Here is a 17,386-nt window from a genome sequence, read left to right on the forward strand (position 1 = left end):
TGACAGTTGGATTGGCTCGTGTTTCACGTGAAACGAAATCGGCATTCCCCGGACAAAGTGCCGACCGGTGGATGTTGGGTCCGCTCGCCGCCACACTCTTCATTGCGAACAAAGCGCAATCCAGAATCCCTCCTCAGAAGGCAGTCTGGGTCTCTTCGTCGCGAGGTTCCTCGCAATTGGGCGAGCGTAGCGCCGCTGAAGCGGTCCTTTGTGCACAGAGAGAGGGAACTTCCATTCGCCGTGCTCGCGCTGTGCCCATCCGAACTTCAAAGCGGATCCAGATATCGAGCGAGCCCTGGAATGTTTCACGTGAAACACAAAGAATGGAACAAGGGCTAGTTCTACAATGAAGAACTAGACTTACTTTCCGATACAGAACTTTTGGAAGATGGCTCCGAGGACGTCTTCGACATCCACCCGGCCCAGCAATCGGCCCAAGGCATAAGCGGCAGCGCGCAGCTCTTCGGCCGCAAGCTCCTCGCCGTCTTCTACAAGGTCCAGGCTCCGGCGCAAGCTTTCTGACGTCCGGACCAACAGATCCCGCTGGCGAGCCCGGGTCACCAGCGCGCCCTCGGTGGCTCCGAAAAACTCAGAGGCGAATTTAACCAGCGCGTCCACAAGGTCCGGGACACCATCCCCCCGACTCGCCGAGATCCCGAACTCGGCCCGCGGTACGACGCCCTCGCTCAGGTCGATCTTGTTGCGGACGATCCAGACCGGTCCATTGGACGGATCGCCCTCATCAGACGTCCGCGGCGACCGCATCGCACTGGGATCGACGGCCTGCTCCGCCTCCACCAGCCACAGCACGAGGTCGGCGTCTTCGGCGCGGGCCCTCGCCCGGCGCACGCCCTCCTGCTCGACCGGATCATCCGTCTCGCGAATGCCGGCAGTGTCGATCACCGTGACGGGATAGCCATCGAGATCGAGCTGGACCTCGATCACGTCGCGCGTCGTGCCGGCATACGGCGAGACGATCGCGACCTCGCGGCGCGCGAGCTGATTCATCAGGGTCGACTTGCCGACATTCGGCTCGCCCGCGATCGCAACCACGAGGCCCTCGCGCAGACGTTCAGCATGTCCCTGTGCTGCAAGGACTTCTGCAATTTCATCGTGCAGCGCTTTGATCGCTTGCACTGCCGGCGCCCTTAGCTCCGCCGGCACATCGCCCTCATCGGAAAAATCGATGCCGGCCTCGATCAGCGCCGACGCCTCGATGATGCGCTCGCGCCAGTCGCGCGCACGGTCCCCGAGCAGGCCCTGCAACTGGCGCAGCGCCTGACGGCGCTGGCGGTCGGTGTCCGCGTGGATGAGATCGTCGAGGCCCTCGGCTTCGGTGAGGTCGAGCTTGCCATTCTCGAAGGCGCGCCGCGTGAACTCGCCGGGCTCGGCCGCACGCGTATTCGGAATTACAGAAATAGCAGCAAGCAGCGCGGCCAGGACCGCGCGGCCGCCATGCACGTGGAATTCGGCGACGTCCTCGCCGGTCGCGCTGGCCGGCCCCGGAAACCACAGCACGACCGCATCGTCGATCGGCTGGCCCGCGCCGTCACGAAGCAGCCGGCGGCTGGCCTGCCTCGGCGCCGGCAGCTTCCCCGCCAGGGTCGTCAACGCCAGGCCGGCCTGTGGACCCGAAATGCGCACCACGGCAATCGCGCTCGGTGCTCGGCCGGACGATAACGCAAAGATGGTCTGGTCTCGCGGGTGCATGGCCTATTTGTCCGGCTCGCGCCAAAAAGGCAAACCGGCCATTCCTTAGACCGCGGTGGGTCCGTTTGCTGCGCATTTGCCGCAGCAAAGATCATATTGCGTTGCAGCAAAGACCCGGGAATTTGCTGCAAAAATCTCGCCGGTTGGAAGGTCCGCACAACGAGCGTCAAGTATTGTGTAGACCTATCAACATCTTCCGAGCAGCCCGGATCTGCGCTTCGATATAGCTCCATGCTGCACCTTCGCTGCAGCAAAGCTGCACAACGAAAAGGGCGCCCGAAGGCGCCCTCAAATTTCATACTGCACTGCAATCAGGTGTTCATGGAGTCGAAGAACTCCGAATTGCTCTTGGTCGAGCGCAGCTTGTCGAGCAGGAAGTCGATCGCGTCCATCGTGCCCATCGGGTTGAGGATGCGGCGGAGCACGTACATCTTCTTGAGCACCTGCGGATCGGTGATGAGCTCTTCTTTGCGGGTGCCGGAGCGCGAGATGTCGATCGCCGGGAAGGTGCGCTTGTCCGAGACCTTGCGGTCCAGGATCAGCTCCGAGTTACCGGTGCCCTTGAACTCTTCAAAGATGACTTCGTCCATACGGCTGCCGGTATCGACCAGCGCGGTCGCGATGATGGTCAGCGAGCCGCCCTCCTCGATGTTGCGGGCGGCACCGAAGAAGCGCTTCGGGCGCTGCAGCGCGTTGGCGTCGACACCGCCGGTCAGCACCTTGCCGGATGACGGCACCACGGTGTTGTAGGCGCGACCGAGCCGCGTGATCGAATCGAGCAGGATCACGACGTCGCGGCCATGCTCGACCAGACGTTTTGCTTTTTCGATCACCATCTCGGCGACCTGGACGTGACGCACCGCTGGTTCGTCGAAGGTCGATGACACGACCTCGCCCTTCACCGAGCGCTGCATGTCCGTGACTTCTTCCGGACGCTCGTCGATCAACAGCACGATCAGATAGCATTCGGGGTGATTGTGCGTGATCGAGTGCGCGATGTTCTGCATCAGCACGGTTTTACCCGTGCGCGGCGGCGCGACGATCAAGGCGCGCTGGCCCTTGCCGATCGGCGCGACGATGTCGATCACGCGTGCAGACAAGTCTTTCCGCGTCGGATCGTCGATCTCCATGCGGAAACGCTGATTCGGAAACAGCGGCGTGAGGTTGTCGAAATTGACCTTGTGCTTGGCCTTTTCCGGGTCCTCGAAATTGAGCGTATTGACCTTCAGCAGCGCGAAATAGCGCTCGCCCTCTTTCGGGCTGCGGATGTGGCCTTCGATGGTATCGCCGGTGCGCAGGCCGAAACGGCGGATCTGCGACGGCGAAACGTAGATGTCGTCCGGGCCCGGCAGATAATTCGCATCGGGCGAGCGGAGGAAGCCGAAGCCGTCGGAGAGAACCTCGACGACGCCCTGGCCGACAATATCGGTCTCGGCGAGCGCGAGCTGCTTGAGGATGGCGAACAGCAGCTCCTGCTTGCGCATGGTGCTGGCATTCTCGACCCCATTTTCCTCCGCGAACGAGACGAGCTCGGCCGGCGTTTTGGACTTGAGGTCTTCGAGTTTAATTTCCCGCATTGGGGTGGTCCTGTGGGGTAACCTTGGGAGGGGTGCGAGGAGGCTCTGAAATGCGGACGTGAGAAGATAAGGTCCGCAGGTCTGGCAAGGTTAAGTGCCGATGAGGCTTCAAACCTGATGCGGTGTCCGGCCTCTGGAAAGCTCAGACACAACCACATCCGCCTGCGTTGGGTGGGATATCGATAATATAGAAAATCGCTCCCCGCTCCGCAAGCCGAAGCGCTGAGCTAATCGTCGCGCGTCTTGCCTAGAACGGCTTCACGATCACCATGATGACGATGAAAATCATCAGAACGGTCGGCACCTCGTTGATAATTCTATAGAATTTCTTGGTCCGGGGGCGCCGGTCGGCAGCGAAATCCTTCAGCCAGCGGGAAAAAAAGCCGTGGACCGCCGACATCGCCAGGACCAGTGCCAGTTTTACGTGCAACCAGCCGAATGAGAACCAATGGCCGGACCAAGCAAGGTAAAGGCCGGCGAGCCAGGTGACGGTCATGGCCGGGTTGATGATGGCCTTGAGCAGCCGGCGTTCCATGATCTTGAACGTCTCGGACTGCTTCGAGCCGATTTCGGCCTCGCTGTGATAGACGAACAGCCGCGGCAGATAGAGCATGCCCGCCATCCAGGCGATGACGGCAATCACATGCAGCGCCTTGATCCAGAGATAGACGTCTTCAAACATTTTCTGCTTCCGGATTTCCGACCCAGCCGAGGGAACGCTGGGGATAGTAAGAACTCGTTAAGGTCTTGCCTGCACACATATCCGTCCGTAGCGCCTTCCTCAAATCTAGAATCTTAGATTCTTAAGGTTTGAGTCTATGTGACCGTGAATTGGACTCACACAATTCCGTCCGCGTGTTCACGCGCGCTTGTTCACATCCATCAACATATCCCTGATCGCTCTGGCGACTTGCGATAAGTCGGCCAGCTTCAAAGGCTTGCGCCTTTCTGTCGGCAGCTTATCAAGGGGGTTGTCCGCGCAATCCCGTTTCCCTGCAGCGAGGGCGCCGGACTTGTCCTGCCGGGCAGCGGTGTGAAGAAAATTGGCACTTGTCCCGCCCCTGGTGTCGCGCAACCCTTTCCGAGGGGTTAAGCTCCACAGAAATCCACAAATCACCCCGCCTTCATCCAAAGAGTTTTCGTGCCAACCTCGAACAATTATTTCCATCTGCACCTCGTGTCCGACTCCACCGGCGAGACGCTGATCACCGTGGCGCGGGCCGTCGCCGCGCAATACGCCAACGTCACCCCGGTCGAGCACGTCTATCCGCTGGTGCGCAGCCAGAAGCAGCTCGACCGCGTGCTCGACGAAATCGAGGAAGCGCCGGGGATCGTACTGTTCACGCTGCTGGAGAAGGATCTGGTCTCCAGGCTCGAGGACAAGTGCAAGGAGATCAATGTTCCGAGCCTGTCGATCATCGGTCCGGTGATGCAGCTGTTCGAAGCTTATCTCGGGGCTGCGACCACCGGCCGCGTCGGCGCCCAGCACGTCCTCAACGCGGAATATTTCAAGCGCATCGATGCGCTGAACTACACCATGATCCATGACGATGGTCAGCATGTCGAAGGCCTCGACGATGCCGACGTCGTGCTGGTCGGCGTGTCCCGCACTTCCAAGACGCCGACGTCGATTTATCTGGCCAATCGCGGCATCCGCACCGCCAACGTGCCACTAGTTCCCGGCATTCCGGTGCCTTCGCAACTGGAGACGCTGACGCGGCCGCTGGTCGTCAGCCTGCACGCGACGCCGGAACGCCTGATCCAGATCCGTCAGAATCGCCTGCTCTCGATGGGGACCGATTCCGGCAACGACACCTATACCGACAGGCAGTCGGTCACCGAGGAAGTTGCGTTTGCGCGCAAGCTCAGTGCCAAGCATGATTGGCCGCTGCTGGACGTCACGCGACGCTCGATTGAGGAAACCGCGGCGGCGATCATGAAGCTCTACAGCGATCGCCAGCGCAACCGGCCTTCCGGATAGCTTTCGCCATGGGTCTGTGGCTCGGCAAATCTCCGTTGATCCTGGCCTCGCAGAGCAGCGCGCGAAAAATGCTGCTGGCCAATGCCGGGCTGGAGTTCAAGGCTGTTACCGCCGATATCGACGAGCGCGGTATTCAAGCCGCTTCAGCGCTTTCAAATCCGCGCGAGATTGCTCTGCTGCTGGCGCGCGAAAAGGCCAAGGCGATCTCGGCCAATCATCCCGGAAGTTACGTGATCGGGGCCGATCAGACACTGGCCCTTGGCAACCGTCTTTTCAACAAGCCTGCAGGCCGTCCGCAGGCATTGGCGCAATTGCGCGATCTCGCCGGCAACAGCCATGAGCTGAATTCCGCCGTGGCCGTGGCACATGACGGCCAGATTGTTTTCGAAGACGTCGCGGTCGCCCGCATGACCATGCGCGAGATGACCGAGGACGAGCTTTCAGCCTATCTGGACGCTGCCGGTGACGCCGTCACCACCAGCGTCGGGGCCTATCAGCTTGAAAGCCTGGGCATCCATCTGTTCGAGCGGATCGAAGGCGATCATTTCACCATTCTCGGTCTGCCGCTGCTGCCGCTGCTTGCGTTCCTGCGAGGCGAGCGGCTAGTTGCGGTGTGAATGACAGACAGGGCTGAGCGCTGATGCGGATCCTGGGACTGACCGGCTCGATCGGGATGGGAAAATCCACCACTGCGAAACTGTTCGCGGAGGCCGGTGTGCCCGTCTACGATGCCGATGCCGCCGTGCATCAGCTCTATGAGGGCGAAGCGGCGCCCGCCATCGAGGCAGCCTTTCCCGGCACCACCGCGAACGGCAAGGTGGACCGGCCAAAACTGTCGGCGCGCGTCGTGCACGATCCGGCCGCAATCAAGCAGCTCGAGCAGATCGTCCATCCGATGCTCGGTGCGTCCCGGCAAAAGTTCTTCGCCGTGGCGGAAGCCGCCAAGGCGCCGGTCGTGGTGCTGGACATCCCGCTGCTGTTCGAGACCGGCGGCGAGAAGCGGGTCGACGCCGTGGTCGTGGTCTCGACCTCGCCGGAACTCCAGCGCGAGCGAGTGCTGGCCCGCGGCACGATGGACGAGGCCAAGCTCGACGCGATCATCGCCAAGCAGACGCCGGACGCGGAGAAGCGCAAGCGGGCCGATTTCGTGGTGGATACGTCACATGGACTTGACCCGGTGCGCGCGCAAATCGCCCACATCCTGGCCGAGGTCGTTAAGATGCCGCAGCGGCGGGCCTGATTCGCCGCCGCACACGGCTCTCAAGACGCTGCTCTCACGCCACTGATCTCAAGACATGCGCGAAATCGTTCTCGATACCGAAACCACCGGCCTCGATCCGCTTCGCGGCGATCGTTTGGTCGAAATCGGCTGCGTCGAGATCCTCAATCGCATGCCGACCGGGCAGACGTACCACGTCTATATCAATCCTGAACGGGACATGCCGGCGGAAGCCTTTGCGGTGCATGGGCTGTCGGCCGAATTTCTGTCGACCAAGCCGTTGTTCCACGAGGTCGCCGATGCATTTCTGGAGTTCATCGGCGATGCGCCGCTGGTGATTCACAACGCCTCGTTCGACATCGGCTTCATCAATGCCGAGCTCGACAAGATCAAGCGCGCGGCGATCCCGCGCGAGCGGCTGGTCGATACGTTGCTGCTGGCGCGGCGCAAGCATCCCGGCGTGTCCAACCGGCTCGACGATCTCTGCTCGCGCTATGCGATCGACAATTCACACCGCACCAAGCACGGCGCGCTGCTGGACGCCGAGCTGCTGGCCGAGGTCTATGTCGATCTGGTCGGGGCGCGGCAGTCGCAGCTGCTCCTGGCGTCGGACGCTCAGGAGATTCGCGTCAATGCGGCTGGCGATGCGCCGCGGCGGCAACGTCTGGTGCCGCTCGCGCCGCGGGTTTCCGATGCCGAGCGCGAGGCCCACAAGGCCTTCATTGCAACGCTCGGCGACAAGGCGATCTGGAACGAGTTTTTGCCCGCTCCAGCTCCTCCGGCTGGTTAGGCCTGGCCGCTCGGCTGAGCGGCCATTTGCCGCTCCATGTTCTGGCGATAGAGACCGACGAAGTCGACCGGATCCAGCATCAGGGGCGGGAACCCGCCGTCGCGCACCGCGGTCGCGATGATCTCGCGGGCGAACGGGAACAGCAGGCGCGGGCACTCGATCATGACCAGCGGATGCAGATTCTCCTTCGGCACGTTGGCGATGCGGAACACGCCGGCATAGGCGAGCTCGAACGAGAACATGATCTTGCCCGCGGTCTCGGCCTTGCCTTCGACCGACAACGTCACCTCGAACTCCTGTTCGCTGAGATTGTTGGCGCTGACATTGATCTGGATGTTGATCTGGGGGGGCTGGCTCTGCTGCTGGAGCGAGCTGGGCGCGTTCGGATTTTCGAACGAAAGGTCCTTGGTATATTGCGCCAGCACGTTGAGCTGGGGAGCCTGGGCCGCCTCGGGAGGGGTGCCGTTACCGTTGGTCATGAGAGTCTCTCCTTACCCGATTTGGGCTGAATTTCGCGGCGGTTGGCTAACATAGGGCCGCCTCGTTCCACAAGGACGAACGGTCCCGGAGGCGGGATTCCGGCCGCGCCGCAACTGCCGCGTTCATCCTGCCTTTTCCGCAAATCTGCGCCTTAAATGATTGAAGATGCGCGATTTCCGGGCAGGATCGGGTTTCCCCTTAAGCATAAAACGCGCTACACTCGGTGCTGTGCCAAAAGGCGCCATTGGCCGGGCAAGATTTCGTGCCTACATCCCACGGACCTGACGCGGACCTAAAATGGTGATGTAGACTTGCCGTTCCCGTATGGAACGGTCTACTGGCCGGATTGATTTTCCCGGCGACGACCCCAAAGCAAAGACCCAGAGCAAAGACCAGAAAGCGAATCCGACGTGGACATCTACACCATCATCTTCCTGGCGCTGGCGGTCTTCATCTTTCTGCGGCTGCGCAGCGTGCTCGGGCAGCGGACCGGCAACGAGCGGCCGCCGTTCGATCGGACTGCCGCCCGCAATGCGCTCGGGGGTACCCAGGACAACAACGTCGTGACCATGCCGGGCAAGGTGATCGACCAGGCCCCGCTGGCGCCGACGGCCGAGCCGACCCCACCCTCCGATCGCTGGAAGGGCCTGACCGAGCCGGGCACCGCGCTGGCGCAGGGCCTCGATGCCATCGTCGAAAAGGATTCCACCTTCGACCCGCGGCATTTCATCTCGGGCGCCCGCGGCGCCTACGAGATGATCGTGCTGGCCTTTGCCAATGGCGACCGCCGCGCGCTGCGCGACCTGTTGTCGTCGGACGTCTATGACAGCTTCGAGGCCGCGATCAAGGAACGCGAGAAGAACGAGCAGAAGACCGAGACCCGCTTCGTCTCGATCGACAAGGCCGAGCTCGTCGGCGCCGAGCTGCGCGACCGTACCGCCCAGCTCACGATCCGCTTCGTCTCGCAGATGATCTCGGCCACCCGAGACAAGGCCGGCAACATCGTCGACGGCAGCGCCGACACGGTCGCCGACATCACCGATATCTGGACTTTCGCCCGCGACGTCACCTCTCGCGATCCGAACTGGAAGCTGGTTGGCACCGGAAGCGCGAATTAAGGTCTATCTGAAGACCGGCGCGACGGCGCTTTGCGCAGGTGTCGTCGTGCTGTCGTCGTTTTCGCTCGGCGCCGAGGCGGCGCGGCGCCACTATCGCAGCCATCACCATCATGCTCCAGCGTTGCCTGCCGCTCCGCCGCGGGCCTTGCCCTATCCGCAGCTCCCGCTGCCGTTCGAAATTCCGGGCGCGCAATATCTGCCGCTGGCCTGGGCGGACGTGAAAGGCTGGAGCGATGACAATCATCTCGCGGCGTACAAGACGTTCCGCGCCAGCTGCAAGACGATCAATGCACAAACCGGCGCGACTGAACCGAAGGCGCTGGCAGGCTCGCTGAACGAACCTTGCCGGTCGGCAAAAGCGCTCGATCTCAGCGACGACGCCAAGGCAAAGACCTTCTTCGAGGAGAACTTCGCGCCGCTGCGGATCTCGCGACTCGGCGAGCCCGACGGTTTCGTCACCGGCTATTACGAGCCGGTGTTGGAGGGATCGCGCACCCAGACCGACGTCTACAATGTTCCGGTCTACCGCCGTCCGTCGAATCTGTTCGTGCGCGGCTACAAGCAGGATTCGGTGAGCCTGCCCAACAAGGGCCCGGTCTATCGCAAGATCGGCCGCCGCAAGCTGGTGCCCTATTACGACCGCGGCGAGATCGAGGACGGCAAGATCGCGGGCCGCGGGCTCGAGATCGCCTGGCTGAAGGATCCGACCGATCTGCTGTTCGCGCAGATCCAGGGTTCGGCGCGGATCAAGTTCGACGACGGCAGCTCGGTTCGGCTCAATTACGACGCTTATAACGGTTATCCCTACACCGCCGTCGGGCGCATCCTGATCGAGCGCGGCATCATTCCGAAGGAAGAGATGTCGATGCAGAAGATCAGGGAGTGGATGACGCAAAACCCTGATGGCGCCAAGGAGCTGCGGCGCGCGAACCGCGCCTACATCTTCTTCCGCGAGATCAATCTCTCCGACAAGGACGAGGCGGTGGGCGCACAAGGCATTCCGCTAACGGCGGGACGCTCGATCGCGGTCGACAAGGCGCTGCATGTCTACGGCACGCCGTTCTTCATCGAGGGCGAGCTGCCGATCGATTCCGAGCGCTCCAAGACACCGTTCCATCGGCTGATGATCGCGCAGGACACCGGCTCGGCCATCATCGGACCCGCGCGCGCCGATCTGTTTTTCGGCGCGGGCCAAGAGGCCGGCCGCGTCTCCGGCCGGCTGCGCCATCCCATGCATTTCGTGATGCTGGTGCCGAAGGGCCTCGATCCCTCGGCGCGGGCTGTGCGGCTGCCGGTGCCCGATCCGCGGCCCTCGGAGAAGATCGCAAAGCTGTTTCCGCAGACCGATCCTGGGAAGGTGACGGCCAAGCCCGCTGCTGCCGCCGGTCCTGTGGAAGCCAAGACCGACACGGTCGCTATCGCGGGTCCAGTCCCGCTGCCCACGCCGCGTCCCGTGATCGAGCCCGCTTCCGAACCGCAGCGGCCGGCGAAGAAACGTCCCCATCGGCAGCAATGAAGCGATCGTCCCGTCCGCCCGTGCTGGAGCCTCGCCCCTCGCCGCGCCGCCGCGCGCTGAGCGAGGAGGAGCGCGCGCTGTGGGAGGTCGTTGCCAAGCAGGTCAAGCCGCTGCGGAAGCACCGCGCGGCGAAGGCGCATGCCGCTCCGCGCACAGAGCCTTTGCCCGCAGCCCCGGTCACGCGGCCTGCGTCATCGCCACGGCCGGTCGCTGCTGCACCGGCGCCGCGCGCCGCAAAACCGGCCGTCCCGCCTCTGGCGCCGCTCGGCAAGCGCGAGCGTACAAAACTGTCGCGCGGCCGCAGCGAGATCGAGGCGCGGCTCGATCTGCACGGCATGACCCAGACCCGCGCGCATCGCGCCCTGACCGGCTTCCTGCACCGCGCTCATCACGACGGCATGACCTTCGTGCTCGTCATCACCGGCAAGGGCCGCAGCGGCGGCGAAAGCGGCGTGCTGCGCCGCCTGGTGCCGGAATGGCTGAGCCTGCCGGAATTCCGCGCCTTCGTCGTCGGCTTCGAGACGGCGCATATCGGCCATGGCGGCGAGGGCGCGCTGTATGTGCGGATCAGGCGGGCGAGATTCTAAAACGGCCGGATGATTCCGACGCGCGGGATCAGCGTGAGGATCAGGCCGAAGACGTTGGTCTTCCGATCCTCCGCTGCGATCAGCGCCGTCTCACGCGCGGCCGGCAGCATCTTCACCGCATGCAGGATCAGGAACATGCAGACCGCCCAGTTCGAGATCCAGCGCGAATAGTCGAACACCATCGCGAACATCACGAGATAGGCGAGGCTGACGCCGGTCAGCGCCGCGAGCACGAGGCGGCGGTGCGTCTCGCTTGCGAGCGCGGCGATCAGCCTGGCAAAATAGCGCCACAGCGGCGTGTGCAGCCAGATCAGCAGCGCGAACACGGGCACGCCGAGGATGTTGTGCGGCAGGCGCCCCCAGGTATCCGAGACCTCCTTCGCCAGCGGCTGGTACCAGATGTAAGCGAATTGCAGCAGGTCGGTTCGCGACGGGTCGGCCATCCGCGTTTTCAGATACGCGACGAAATCCGCTTCGGGAATTGGCATCGTTCCCAAAAATTGCGCCGCAAAGAACAGCACCGCGACGATGAGCAGGGCGACGATGCCGAAGGCGACGTTGCCGCGATTGAGCCCGCAAGCGAGATAGTGCCTGATCACGACGATGGTGACGATCGTCGGCACATACATCAGCAGGTGAATGTGGTGGATCAGCACGAGAACGATCGCGAACAGCGCAGCCGTCGCCACGAACAGCAGCGATCCCGCCGGCATCAGCAGCAGGACGATCGCCAGCGCACAACCATAGATGTCGAAATGGCCGAGCGTGTGCATGAAATTTTTCAGGAAGAACGGCGAGCCCGCGACGAAGACGAACAGCGGCAACGTCTTTGCGGTGAAGCCAAAGCTCTTCTGAAACAGCCTTGCGTAGAGGGCCAGCGTCACCAGCCACGTCACCCCGCCGATCGCGAACACCGACCAGACCGGCACCTTGTCCGTGAACAGCGCGACGATGGCCCCGATCAGCGCGCGCTTGATGAAGCCGAAATGGTAGTCGACCACGAGATGGATGTAGGGGACGTAAGGCGGCAGCTGGATCTTGTGAACGAACACGCCGACGAGGATGGCGGCGTTGACCACGAGCAGAAGGCGCCAGGGATTTTTCTGAATTTGAGCGATCACGCCGCACCTGAGCTGGCGCGATCGACCACCGCTGTCGTCCCGGGCAAGCGAAGCGCGACCCGGGACCCATAACCACAGGACGCTGTTTGAGCCAAGGCTGGAGCCGCCATCTTTTCTAACAAGGACCGCTGGTGGTTATGGGTCCCCGCGCCCGTGCGCAATAGCGCACTAGGCGGGGACGACAGCGGAATAGATAGCGGACTGAATCCAAATTACAAAATAAACCGGCTCAAATCCGCGTTCTTGGCGAGATCACCCACGTGCTTCTGCACGAAATCCGCATCCACCTTGACGGTCTCGCCGCTGCGGTCGGGCGCGGTGAAGGAGATCTCGTCCAGCACCCGCTCCATCACGGTCTGCAGCCGGCGCGCGCCGATGTTCTCGACGGTGGAGTTGACGGCGACCGCGACGTCAGCGAGCGCGTCGATGGCGCCGTCGGTGATGTCGAGCGTCACGCCCTCGGTCTGCATCAAGGCGACATATTGCTTGATCAGCGAGGCCTCGGGCTCGGTCAGGATGCGGCGCATGTCGTCGCGGGTCAGCGCCTGCAATTCGACGCGGATCGGCAGGCGGCCCTGCAATTCCGGCAGCAGGTCCGACGGCTTTGCGACGTGGAAGGCGCCGGAGGCGATGAACAGGATGTGGTCGGTCTTGACCGCGCCGTGCTTGGTCGAGACCGTGGTGCCCTCGATCAAGGGCAACAGATCGCGCTGCACGCCCTCGCGCGAGACGTCGCCGGCGGCACGGCCTTCGCGCGCGCAGATCTTGTCGATCTCGTCGAGGAACACGATGCCGTTGTTCTCGACCGCGTTGATCGCCTCCAGCGTCAGCTGATCGGTGTCCAGCAGCTTGTCGGATTCCTCGTTGACGAGGATCTCGTGCGAGCCCTCGACCGTCAGCCGCCGAGTCTTGCTGCGCCCGCCCAGCTTGCCGAAGATGTCGCCGATCGAGATCGCGCCCATCTGCGCGCCCGGCATGCCCGGAATCTCGAACATCGGCATGCCGCTGCCGCCGCCTTGCGTCTCGATCTCGATTTCCTTGTCGTTGAGCTCGCCGGCACGCAGCTTCTTGCGGAAGGATTCACGCGTCGCGGAAGAGGCATTGGCGCCGACCAGCGCGTCGAGCACACGCTCCTCGGCGGCGAGCTGCGCGCGGGCGTGCACGTCCTTGCGCTTCTTCTCGCGGACCTGGGCGATCGCGACCTCGACGAGATCGCGCACGATCTGCTCGACGTCGCGGCCGACATAGCCGACCTCGGTGAATTTGGTCGCTTCCACCTTCAGGAACGGCGCATTCGCCAGCTTGGCGAGCCGCCGCGCGATTTCCGTCTTGCCGACGCCGGTGGGGCCGATCATCAGAATGTTCTTCGGCAGCACCTCTTCGCGCAAGGAGCCTTCGAGCTGCTGCCGGCGCCAACGGTTGCGCAGCGCGATCGAGACGGCGCGCTTGGCGTCGGCCTGGCCGACGATGAAGCGGTCGAGTTCGGAAACGATTTCGCGGGGAGAGAAGTCTGTCATGTCTGTCTAGCTAGGGCGGGAGGCGGTTAAGGACAAGTCGCTTTTTAGCTCAGATGATGGGCGGACCCGATTGCCATTGCTTCACGGCTTCGATCGGATGGATCAGCATCAGGATATTGAGCGTCAGATTGTCGCGAATGTGCAGCGCCAGCATGATCTCGAAGGCGAGCCCGAGCAGAACCGTCGCACTGACAGGCAGCGCGCGTGCAGCGAGGAACCCCAGGATCATGGCCAGATTGTCGGAGACCGAATTGACGATGCTGTCGCCGTAATAATCCAGCGAAATCGTGCCGGCGCGGTAGCGCTCGATGATGAAGGGCGAGTTCTCGACGATCTCCCAGGCGCCTTCGATCAGCATGGCGATGATCAGGCGGGCCGGCCAGGACAGAGACAGCAGGGGCAATCGCGCAAACAGCAGCCAGGTCAGGCCGTAGAACAGGAAGCCGTGGAGGACATGCGAGAAGCTGTACCAGTCGGCGATATGCTGGGAATTCTCCGAGCTGTTCACCACGCCGTGCCACAGCTTGACATAGCCGCAGGTGCAGATCGGCACCCGCCCCATCGCGAACAGGATCGCGGCCTGCAGCGCCAGCAGCAGCAGCGCGATGCCGGCCCAGGCGAGCGGCGGAAACGCCGTCTTGACGGTGGTGGTTGCGGCAAGCGTCATGGCTGTCGGATCATCAGGAGGGCGGGACCATCGGGCGTAACGATCTCGTGCTGCGGCACGAATCCAGCCTTCTCATAGGCACGAATTGCGCGCGGATTGGCGGGGCTGGGATCGATCACGATGCGCGGCACGCCGCGGGCAAAGAGCTGGTCGATGAAAGCGCGGATGAAAGCGGAGCCGTGGCCGCATCCGAGCATGTCGGCCTCGCCGATGAACTGATCGAGGCCGCGGGTCCCTACGGGCTGCGGGCCGAAGCTAACATGCCAATCGCTCATCTGGTAGCACTGCAGATAGGCGAAAGACCGGCCGTCAACGCTGACGATGAACTGCGCCAAGTCGGGATGCTCGAGGTCGCCGCCGACGAACTCGAGCGTCTCCGGATCATGCCACCATTCGGCAACGTGCGGCGCGTCCAGCCAGCGCCGGATCATCGGCAGATTGGCCGCGGTCATCGGGCGGAAGGTGTAGGCGGGCGCCATGGCTTATCCCGCTGCCAGGCTCTCGATGGTGAGATTCCGGTTGGTGTAGACGCAGATGTCGGCGGCGATGTCGAGGGAGCGGCGGACGATGGTCTCGGCGTCCTTGTCGGTGTCGAGCAGGGCCCGTGCCGCCGCCAGCGCGTAATTGCCACCGGAGCCGATCGCCATCACGCCGGCCTCGGGTTCGAGCACGTCGCCGGTGCCTGTCAGCACCAGGGAGACGTCCTTGTCGGCCACGATCATCATGGCCTCCAGCCGCCGCAAATAACGGTCGGTACGCCAGTCCTTGGCCAGCTCGACCGCGGCCCGGGTCAGCTGCCCCGGATATTGCTCGAGCTTGGCTTCCAGCCGCTCAAACAGGGTAAAGGCGTCGGCGGTGGCCCCGGCAAAGCCGCCGATCACGTCGCCCTTGCCCAGTTTTCGGACCTTCTTGGCGTTGGACTTGATCACGGTCTGGCCGATCGAGACCTGGCCGTCGCCGCCGACCACCACCTTGCCGCCCTTGCGGACGGTCAAGATCGTGGTGCCGTGCCAGCCTGGCGAGCTGTTCTGGGAATCCTGCATGAATGATCCTCGTTGTTCGGCCTGATTTAGGCGGTCGGGGGCGGGGGCACAACGGGCCGTTCCGGGCCGAATTTCGCTCACCATAGGTGGAAGTGCCGGCCTGCCAAGGCGATCCCGCGGTAGCGAAGGCGTCATTTGGCTGTTAAAAGACCGGCGTTTTCGGCCCCGAGCCAGGATGAGAGCTAGTTTCAATGCGCACCGCGACGATCAAGCGCAAGACCAAGGAAACCGACATCGAGGTCTCCGTGAACCTCGATGGCACCGGCGTGGCCAACATCACGACCGGCATTGGCTTTTTCGACCATATGCTCAATCTCCTCGCCCGCCATTCCCGTATCGACCTCACGGTCAAGGCGGTGGGCGATTTGCACATTGATTACCACCATACCACCGAAGACACCGGCATCGCGCTCGGCCAGGCGGTCAAGCAGGCGCTCGGCAACATGGCGGGCATCACCCGCTATGCCGGCGTGCACATGCCGATGGACGAGACGCTGTCGCGCGTGGTCATCGACATCTCGGGCCGCCCGTTCCTGGTGTTCAAGGCCGACTTCCCCCGCGACAAGATCGGCGAGTTCGACACCGAGCTGGTGCGCGAGTGGTTCCAGGCCTTCGCCATGAACGCCGGCGTGACTCTCCACGTCGAGACCCTATATGGCGATAACAGCCACCATATCGCCGAGTCCTGCTTCAAGGGCCTGGCGCGGGCGCTGCGCACCGCGGTCGCGATCGATCCGAAAGCGGCGGGAGAAATCCCGTCCACCAAGGGCTCGCTCGGCGGCTGACCTCTTTCGGCTAGCGGCACGCGCCGCTTGCGGCATCACTGAATCCTTAAGAACGGGGCATTACCATGCCTGTCTACACAGTTCATGCTCCCTCCCCTGCCGGAGCCGATCTGCGCGCGACCGACAAGTTCGTGTTCGTGCGCGACGGATTCCATTTCTGGGCGATGATCCTCGGTCCGTTCTGGCTGCTGTGGAATCGGCTGTGGCTGGCGCTGATCGGCTGGGTGGTTTTCGTGGCGGCGTTCAATGCGGGACTGTCGAGCCTCGGCGTCGGACGCGGCTCGATCTTCTTCGCCGATCTCATCGTCGCGCTGCTGATGGGCTTCGAGGCCTCGAGCCTGCGCCGCTGGACGCTGTCGCGCGGCAAATGGCGACAGCTCGACGTGGTGGTTGGCGATGACGAGGACACCGCCGAGCGCCGCTTCTTCGAGCGCTGGAGCCAGAAGCAGCACGGCATCGTCAACGATCAATGGGCGGTCGATCGCGGTGGCCCGCCGCCGACCCGCAGCGTGCCGGGTCAGCAATTCTCGAATCCGCCGCCGCTTCCGGCCGGCGGCATCATCGGGTTGTTTCCAGAACCGGGAGGGTCAAGATGAGCGTCGCCATCATCGATTACGGTTCCGGCAATCTGCATTCCGCCGCCAAGGCGTTCGAGCGCGCCGCGCGCAGCCTCGAAAATCCGCAGAAGGTCTTCGTTACCAGTGATCCCGATCAGGCCTATGAGGCCGACCGTCTGGTGCTGCCGGGCGTCGGCGCCTTTGCCGATTGCCGGCGCGGGCTCGACGCCGTCAACGGCATGGTCGAGGCGATCACGGAGGCGGTGCGCGTCAAGGCGCGGCCCTTTTTCGGCATCTGCGTCGGCATGCAGCTGATGGCGACCCGTGGCAAGGAGCATGTCACGACCGATGGCCTGAACTGGATCGGCGGCGATGTCGAGAAGATCACGCCGCGCGACGAAAGCCTGAAGATCCCGCACATGGGCTGGAACACGCTCGACGTGCTGCAGGAGCATCCGGTGCTGAACAAGCTGCCGCTCGGTCCGAAGGGCCAGCACGCTTATTTCGTGCACTCCTACCACCTCAACGCCGCCAACGAAGCGGACGTGCTCGCGCGCGTCGATTATGGCGGGCCTGTCACCGCGATCGTCGGCAAGGACACCGCCATCGGCACCCAATTCCACCCCGAGAAGAGCCAGCGCTTTGGCCTCGCTCTGATCTCGAATTTTTTGCGATGGAAACCGTGATGCCTACCGCTCTTGTTACCTCCCCCCTTGTG

General features: G+C 63.2%; 20 protein-coding genes. 10 read left to right on the forward strand and 10 right to left on the reverse strand.

What is annotated here, in order from left to right; all coding sequences use genetic code 11:
• Nucleotides 1–360: 360 nt before the first annotated feature.
• The 4 genes from mnmE to GGD66_RS26300 form a co-directional block, all read right to left on the reverse strand.
• Complete coding sequence (gene mnmE, locus GGD66_RS26285) at nucleotides 361–1,710, reverse strand: tRNA uridine-5-carboxymethylaminomethyl(34) synthesis GTPase MnmE (protein WP_183259444.1); 1,350 nt, start codon at nucleotides 1,708–1,710, stop codon at nucleotides 361–363.
• A 311-nt stretch (nucleotides 1,711–2,021) separates the two neighbouring features.
• Nucleotides 2,022–3,287 (reverse strand): transcription termination factor Rho, encoded by a 1,266-nt coding sequence (gene rho, locus GGD66_RS26290; protein WP_008133567.1) that lies wholly within the window; start codon nucleotides 3,285–3,287, stop codon nucleotides 2,022–2,024.
• A 247-nt stretch (nucleotides 3,288–3,534) separates the two neighbouring features.
• A complete protein-coding gene (gene hemJ, locus GGD66_RS26295) occupies nucleotides 3,535–3,969 on the reverse strand; it encodes a protoporphyrinogen oxidase HemJ (RefSeq protein ID WP_183259445.1) in 435 nt (144 codons plus the stop codon).
• 177 nt (nucleotides 3,970–4,146) lie between these two features.
• The gene (locus GGD66_RS26300) at nucleotides 4,147–4,455 is read right to left on the reverse strand and encodes a hypothetical protein (RefSeq protein ID WP_245323710.1); all 309 of its coding nucleotides are present in this window, start codon (nucleotides 4,453–4,455) and stop codon (nucleotides 4,147–4,149) included.
• Between GGD66_RS26300 and GGD66_RS26305 the strand changes: the two genes are divergently transcribed.
• Genes GGD66_RS26305 through dnaQ form a run of 4 tightly spaced genes read left to right on the forward strand, consistent with a single transcriptional unit; the run spans nucleotide 4,429 to nucleotide 7,277 of the window.
• Nucleotides 4,429–5,268, forward strand: a complete 840-nt coding sequence (locus tag GGD66_RS26305; protein WP_018323540.1) for a pyruvate, water dikinase regulatory protein — start codon at nucleotides 4,429–4,431, stop codon at nucleotides 5,266–5,268. The two genes, GGD66_RS26300 and GGD66_RS26305, sit on opposite strands and share 27 nt — an antisense overlap.
• A gap of 8 nt (nucleotides 5,269–5,276) precedes the next feature.
• Nucleotides 5,277–5,885 (forward strand): nucleoside triphosphate pyrophosphatase, encoded by a 609-nt coding sequence (locus tag GGD66_RS26310; RefSeq protein WP_018323539.1) that lies wholly within the window; start codon nucleotides 5,277–5,279, stop codon nucleotides 5,883–5,885.
• A 23-nt stretch (nucleotides 5,886–5,908) separates the two neighbouring features.
• Entirely contained in the window at nucleotides 5,909–6,508 is a 600-nt protein-coding gene (gene coaE / locus GGD66_RS26315; RefSeq protein WP_183259446.1) for a dephospho-CoA kinase, read from the forward strand.
• Nucleotides 6,509–6,563: 55 nt separating this feature from the next.
• Nucleotides 6,564–7,277 (forward strand): DNA polymerase III subunit epsilon, encoded by a 714-nt coding sequence (dnaQ, locus tag GGD66_RS26320; protein WP_179732480.1) that lies wholly within the window; start codon nucleotides 6,564–6,566, stop codon nucleotides 7,275–7,277.
• Here dnaQ and secB read toward each other — a convergent pair.
• Nucleotides 7,274–7,756: a protein-export chaperone SecB gene (gene secB / locus GGD66_RS26325; RefSeq protein WP_018323536.1), complete on the reverse strand. Its 483-nt coding sequence runs from the start codon at nucleotides 7,754–7,756 to the stop codon at nucleotides 7,274–7,276. The two genes, dnaQ and secB, sit on opposite strands and share 4 nt — an antisense overlap.
• A 411-nt stretch (nucleotides 7,757–8,167) precedes the next feature.
• Here secB and GGD66_RS26330 point away from each other — a divergent pair, with 411 nt between their 5' ends.
• From GGD66_RS26330 to GGD66_RS26340, 3 genes are read left to right on the forward strand one after another with little or no spacing between them, the layout of a single operon-like run.
• Nucleotides 8,168–8,875, forward strand: a complete 708-nt coding sequence (locus GGD66_RS26330; protein WP_092251324.1) for a Tim44/TimA family putative adaptor protein — start codon at nucleotides 8,168–8,170, stop codon at nucleotides 8,873–8,875.
• Entirely contained in the window at nucleotides 8,853–10,391 is a 1,539-nt protein-coding gene (locus tag GGD66_RS26335) for a murein transglycosylase A (protein WP_177236835.1), read from the forward strand. Before GGD66_RS26330 ends, GGD66_RS26335 begins: the two co-directional genes overlap by 23 nt.
• Nucleotides 10,388–10,978 (forward strand): Smr/MutS family protein, encoded by a 591-nt coding sequence (locus GGD66_RS26340; RefSeq protein ID WP_092251326.1) that lies wholly within the window; start codon nucleotides 10,388–10,390, stop codon nucleotides 10,976–10,978. Before GGD66_RS26335 ends, GGD66_RS26340 begins: the two co-directional genes overlap by 4 nt.
• On the opposite strand, the gene GGD66_RS26345 is transcribed toward GGD66_RS26340, so the two are convergent.
• The 5 genes from GGD66_RS26345 to hslV form a co-directional block, all read right to left on the reverse strand.
• A complete protein-coding gene (locus tag GGD66_RS26345; RefSeq protein ID WP_183259447.1) occupies nucleotides 10,975–12,099 on the reverse strand; it encodes a hypothetical protein in 1,125 nt (374 codons plus the stop codon). The genes GGD66_RS26340 and GGD66_RS26345 overlap by 4 nt on opposite strands.
• Before the next feature lie 212 nt (nucleotides 12,100–12,311).
• The gene (gene hslU / locus GGD66_RS26350) at nucleotides 12,312–13,616 is read right to left on the reverse strand and encodes an ATP-dependent protease ATPase subunit HslU (RefSeq protein ID WP_092251328.1); all 1,305 of its coding nucleotides are present in this window, start codon (nucleotides 13,614–13,616) and stop codon (nucleotides 12,312–12,314) included.
• Between the two features lie 49 nt (nucleotides 13,617–13,665).
• Nucleotides 13,666–14,283: a DUF2585 domain-containing protein gene (locus tag GGD66_RS26355; RefSeq protein ID WP_092251329.1), complete on the reverse strand. Its 618-nt coding sequence runs from the start codon at nucleotides 14,281–14,283 to the stop codon at nucleotides 13,666–13,668.
• On the reverse strand, nucleotides 14,280–14,762 hold the full coding sequence (locus tag GGD66_RS26360; protein ID WP_183259448.1) for a GNAT family N-acetyltransferase: 483 nt from the start codon (nucleotides 14,760–14,762) through the stop codon (nucleotides 14,280–14,282). The genes GGD66_RS26355 and GGD66_RS26360 overlap by 4 nt, the downstream gene beginning before the upstream one ends.
• A 3-nt stretch (nucleotides 14,763–14,765) precedes the next feature.
• Nucleotides 14,766–15,326 (reverse strand): ATP-dependent protease subunit HslV, encoded by a 561-nt coding sequence (hslV, locus tag GGD66_RS26365; protein ID WP_018323528.1) that lies wholly within the window; start codon nucleotides 15,324–15,326, stop codon nucleotides 14,766–14,768.
• Between the two features lie 191 nt (nucleotides 15,327–15,517).
• On the opposite strand from hslV, the gene hisB reads away from it, so the two are divergent.
• The 3 genes from hisB (at nucleotide 15,518) to hisH (ending at nucleotide 17,354) form a co-directional block, all read left to right on the forward strand.
• On the forward strand, nucleotides 15,518–16,111 hold the full coding sequence (gene hisB, locus GGD66_RS26370; protein WP_183259449.1) for an imidazoleglycerol-phosphate dehydratase HisB: 594 nt from the start codon (nucleotides 15,518–15,520) through the stop codon (nucleotides 16,109–16,111).
• A gap of 65 nt (nucleotides 16,112–16,176) precedes the next feature.
• Nucleotides 16,177–16,707 (forward strand): DUF2628 domain-containing protein, encoded by a 531-nt coding sequence (locus tag GGD66_RS26375; RefSeq protein WP_018323526.1) that lies wholly within the window; start codon nucleotides 16,177–16,179, stop codon nucleotides 16,705–16,707.
• Nucleotides 16,704–17,354, forward strand: a complete 651-nt coding sequence (gene hisH, locus GGD66_RS26380; protein ID WP_183259450.1) for an imidazole glycerol phosphate synthase subunit HisH — start codon at nucleotides 16,704–16,706, stop codon at nucleotides 17,352–17,354. Before GGD66_RS26375 ends, hisH begins: the two co-directional genes overlap by 4 nt.
• Nucleotides 17,355–17,386 lie beyond the last annotated feature (32 nt).

This window comes from Bradyrhizobium sp. CIR48 (assembly GCF_014198315.1).
Lineage (GTDB): Bacteria > Pseudomonadota > Alphaproteobacteria > Rhizobiales > Xanthobacteraceae > Bradyrhizobium.

Bases quoted from the DNA above. Each gene is read 5' to 3' on its own strand.
- mnmE (WP_183259444.1), bottom strand. From the start codon at position 1,710: ATGCACCCGCGAGACCAGACCATCTTTGCGTTATCGTCCGGCCGAGCA.
- GGD66_RS26360 (WP_183259448.1), bottom strand. From the start codon at position 14,762: ATGGCGCCCGCCTACACCTTCCGCCCGATGACCGCGGCCAATCTGCCG.
- hisH (WP_183259450.1), top strand. From the start codon at position 16,704: ATGAGCGTCGCCATCATCGATTACGGTTCCGGCAATCTGCATTCCGCC.
- hslU (WP_092251328.1), bottom strand. From the start codon at position 13,616: ATGACAGACTTCTCTCCCCGCGAAATCGTTTCCGAACTCGACCGCTTC.
- hemJ (WP_183259445.1), bottom strand. From the start codon at position 3,969: ATGTTTGAAGACGTCTATCTCTGGATCAAGGCGCTGCATGTGATTGCC.
- GGD66_RS26375 (WP_018323526.1), top strand. From the start codon at position 16,177: ATGCCTGTCTACACAGTTCATGCTCCCTCCCCTGCCGGAGCCGATCTG.
- hslV (WP_018323528.1), bottom strand. From the start codon at position 15,326: ATGCAGGATTCCCAGAACAGCTCGCCAGGCTGGCACGGCACCACGATC.
- GGD66_RS26300 (WP_245323710.1), bottom strand. From the start codon at position 4,455: ATGGAAATAATTGTTCGAGGTTGGCACGAAAACTCTTTGGATGAAGGC.
- GGD66_RS26340 (WP_092251326.1), top strand. From the start codon at position 10,388: ATGAAGCGATCGTCCCGTCCGCCCGTGCTGGAGCCTCGCCCCTCGCCG.
- secB (WP_018323536.1), bottom strand. From the start codon at position 7,756: ATGACCAACGGTAACGGCACCCCTCCCGAGGCGGCCCAGGCTCCCCAG.
- GGD66_RS26355 (WP_092251329.1), bottom strand. From the start codon at position 14,283: ATGACGCTTGCCGCAACCACCACCGTCAAGACGGCGTTTCCGCCGCTC.
- rho (WP_008133567.1), bottom strand. From the start codon at position 3,287: ATGCGGGAAATTAAACTCGAAGACCTCAAGTCCAAAACGCCGGCCGAG.
- GGD66_RS26310 (WP_018323539.1), top strand. From the start codon at position 5,277: ATGGGTCTGTGGCTCGGCAAATCTCCGTTGATCCTGGCCTCGCAGAGC.
- coaE (WP_183259446.1), top strand. From the start codon at position 5,909: ATGCGGATCCTGGGACTGACCGGCTCGATCGGGATGGGAAAATCCACC.
- dnaQ (WP_179732480.1), top strand. From the start codon at position 6,564: ATGCGCGAAATCGTTCTCGATACCGAAACCACCGGCCTCGATCCGCTT.
- hisB (WP_183259449.1), top strand. From the start codon at position 15,518: ATGCGCACCGCGACGATCAAGCGCAAGACCAAGGAAACCGACATCGAG.